Source organism: Zhongshania sp., assembly GCF_041623545.1.
In the GTDB taxonomy this organism is placed as follows: domain Bacteria; phylum Pseudomonadota; class Gammaproteobacteria; order Pseudomonadales; family Spongiibacteraceae; genus Spongiibacter.
Window position 1 is genome coordinate 1 of sequence record NZ_JBFJWS010000324.1, and the last position, 3,462, is coordinate 3,462.

The 3,462-nt window shown below is 51.3% G+C and carries 3 protein-coding genes; 2 read left to right on the forward strand and 1 reads right to left on the reverse strand.

The window, feature by feature from the left end:
* Nucleotides 1-193: 193 nt before the first annotated feature.
* Entirely contained in the window at nucleotides 194-1,057 is an 864-nt protein-coding gene (locus tag ABYT30_RS17190; RefSeq protein WP_373081379.1) for a MurR/RpiR family transcriptional regulator, read from the reverse strand.
* Between the two features lie 220 nt (nucleotides 1,058-1,277).
* Here ABYT30_RS17190 and ABYT30_RS17195 point away from each other — a divergent pair, with 220 nt between their 5' ends.
* Together ABYT30_RS17195 and ABYT30_RS17200 are read left to right on the forward strand one after the other, a co-directional pair.
* Nucleotides 1,278-2,903, forward strand: a complete 1,626-nt coding sequence (locus ABYT30_RS17195; RefSeq protein WP_373097672.1) for a hypothetical protein — start codon at nucleotides 1,278-1,280, stop codon at nucleotides 2,901-2,903.
* Nucleotides 2,904-3,178: 275 nt separating this feature from the next.
* A partial coding sequence (locus ABYT30_RS17200) for a UvrD-helicase domain-containing protein (protein ID WP_373097674.1) occupies nucleotides 3,179-3,462 on the forward strand: 284 nt, incomplete at its 3' end.

The window sequence follows — 3,462 nt, forward strand, 5'->3', positions numbered from 1 at the left end:
ATGTTTTGAACAAAGTCACTGTGCTGGTAGCTCACGCAAGCACTAAGCAGAAATGATAGGAATACCAGCCAAAACGCATGACCAAGGCGTGTCTTCTGTTGCGAACTTAATCCAGCCCAGGCGATCACTTAATCCCTAACCTCACATTTATTATGCTTAACTTACTACGCTGCAAAGCCAAAGAATAGATGCCCTATAGACCGCTGTTTTTAGATTCGGTGCGCAAGGCCTGCAAGCCTTTCTCAATTGTATTTAAATGCTCTCTAACTCCCGCCTTGCTGCGGGAGATACCCACAGCAAGAATATCCAATACGGCCATATGCGCCAATCGTGATGGTAGCGGGGTGTAATCGCCGTCGTCTTTGTCTACATCAATCGCAATAGCCAGATCGGCGAGTACAGCCACTGGTGAGCCCGATGGCGCCAGGGCAATTACCGGCGCACCGCTTTGCTGAGCCAACTTTATGGCATCGAGCAGAGCTCGAGTTCGCCCAGACTGAGAGATGGCCACCACCACATCATTTTTTTGCAATGACATTGCCGACATGGCCTGGACATGGGGATCAGAATACACGCTGGCGGAAATTTGCAGGCGAAACAAATTGTGCTGCGCATCGGTGGCCACCGCCGCCGAGGCGCCAAAACCATAAAACTCCACTCGCCGCGCCGCGCTAAGCAAGGCTACGGCCTGCTCAATGGCGCTGACCTCAATACTGTCGCGCACCTTTTTTAAGGCTTCCATGGTGGAATCAAACACCTTAAAGGTGTATTGCCGGGCGGAATCTTCATCGCCAAAGCTGAATTCTTCATAATCTGGGCTGTGGGCAATATGCTGGGCGAGGGCGACCTTAAAGTTCTGAAAGCCATCGCAGCCTATCGCGCGGCAGAAGCGCACCACCGTTGGCTCACTGACGTGGGCCTCTTGAGCCAAGTCGACAATCCGCATATGAATGACTTCTTTGCGGTTTTCAAGAATATAGTCGGCCACCTTGCGCTCAGAGCGGCGCATCTGCTCTCGGCTGGTTTCCATGGCGCGGATGATATTTCTCGGTCGCAAATTCAACTCCCGCAGCTCGATTTTATTAATTTAGACCTTTCATTGTAACTCAGCCAAAGAATATTGGCGCCTACACGGCACTTACCGGCGCTTCCCCCCGATATTGGGGAGGCCGCCCCGCGCAATAAGGCCTAGCCTTACTCTAAGAGAGGCTCTGCACAAGGTGTGTATTTAGGGTTTGATCTTATTAAAAAATAGTGCGGCTATTGGAGTAGCGACAATGAAGTTAAAATTGCTTGGTTTGAACTGTATATTTCTTATCAGTGCCTGCGGTGGTGGAAGTGGCTCTAGCGGTGGCGGCAGCTCGCCCGCACCCGATGATAGCCTGCAAGGCATTTTTACCGATAGCCCGGTGTACGGTGTTAAATACCAAACCGATAGCTTACAAGGCCTGACCAATGCCCTCGGCGAATTCAACTACCGCGCGGGTGAGTCAATTATATTCTCTATTGGCGACTTACAGTTCCCCAGCATCAGCGCTAATGAGCAAATCACCCCAAGCGACCTCGCCCAAGGTAGCAGCGAAGTTCGGACTAATATCTTGCAGCTGCTGCAATCGCTAGACAGCGATGGCAATCCCGACAATGGTATTGAGATTTCAACAGAAGCGGAAAACGCCTTTAAAGGCAGCACCTTAGATTTAGAAAGCGCCGACTTCGACAGCGAAGCCCAAACGATACTGGATACCATCAAAGACGGTATTCAGCTTGTCAGCGAAGCCAAGGCTGAAGCGCATTTTCAACGCGCACAGCAATCGCAAATTCTCGGCAGCTGGCTATACAGTGAAGGGGACGGTAAGCGCAATGTACTGACCTTTATTGACGAATCACGCTATATCATTATTCATGAACACAGCGATGACGGCGATCAAACTGCCGGTTCAGTTGAATTTGGCAATTACACCTGGGACGTGGAGGATGGGGCATTCAGCACCTCGCTAATCGCCCAATCTGATAATTCTGGCGGCCTTTACGATGAAGGAAGCTCAGTATCAACGGCCAGTGTCACCGGCGACACTCTGACACTCAGTTTTACCGACACCGACAGCGGCACAGTCGCGTTTAGCCGCGTAAAAAATCTGAACAATGAAATACAGGGCGCGTGGCAACTCTATGAGTCCGAAGCAGATAACCTCAATATCCTCACCTTCCTGTCTAACTCCGAGTACGTTCTCGCGCACACCAATAACCTCGAAAGCTACAAGGACCTCCCACCACAGGCTTTATCGGGTGAGTTTGGTACGTTTACGGTGGATGGGGGCAGCTATACCTTCTCTGCCAGTGTAGATAGCGACGGTGATGGCGGCTTATACAATAAGGATGAGCTGAGTTACAACATCAGTGGCTTAACGGCCGAACGGTGGGGCGACTTAAATTTCGTGGACGAAGGCGATCAAATATTTTTTGCGCGAGTAGGACAGTTCACAAGCACACTCGTTGCCGAGGGTGACGATTTAGTCGATATTCTTGTGAATCGTGGCGTCGGCTTTGATGAAACCGCCTTAGTTGGCAATTGGCAGGTCACCACTACCTCGCCGTCTTATCACGACAAAGTCGGTTTTGTTGAAAGCTTCAGCGTTCAGCTCAAGGCAGATGGCACCGGCACCGTAACTTTCGGAGAAGATGATGTCACTACCCTTGTCTGGGAGGTTAACTCAGCGGGCACCCTGTCTTACACAGAGACCGATGACTCTGGCGACACTTGGCGTCTCAACATTGCACCGGTAAAAGGCGCGGCAAATAGTGTGTTAATTGATAGCAAAAGCCCCGCCGGCCAAGAGGATTTCGCCGATGTGCTCGTTGAGGCTAGCTTTACGCCGATAACAAGCAGCGAGCTACAAAAGTAGCGACAAAGCGCATAACAATACACTGGTCCACAAAAGCCCTAGGTATTCTGCCCATTCGGACATGATGCCTAGGGCTTTCTGCATTTCTCTGCACGCATATCATTTCTGTACCCGACTCTAGCGATTAATCTCGGCAATAAAGCGTACGCTACCCTATCAGCCTTGTTCATTTTCACCCATTACGATAGAACCCATCGCGAATAATGCCCCTCATCCACGGCGAATCACCATTTTAGCGGTGCCAGCAGCGGATAATCCCAGTAGAATACGGCGCCATGGACGTATCTTATATTCTTGACGAACTCAATGACGCGCAGCGCGACGCGGTCACCGCCGACAGCCCTGGCACCCTCGTACTTGCTGGTGCCGGCAGCGGCAAGACCCGGGTGCTGGTGCACCGTATTGCCTGGAAGATAAAGGTAGAGGGGCTGTCGACCCACAGTATTATGGCGGTTACCTTTACCAATAAGGCCGCCAAGGAAATGCGCGGCCGAATTGAGAATCTGCTTGGCAGCACCCTAAACCACGGTATGTGGGTGGGCACTTTTCATGGCTTGGC

Excerpts from the sequence above, each read along its gene's own strand:
- ABYT30_RS17195 (WP_373097672.1), top strand. The coding sequence starts at position 1,278 with ATGAAGTTAAAATTGCTTGGTTTGAACTGTATATTTCTTATCAGTGCC.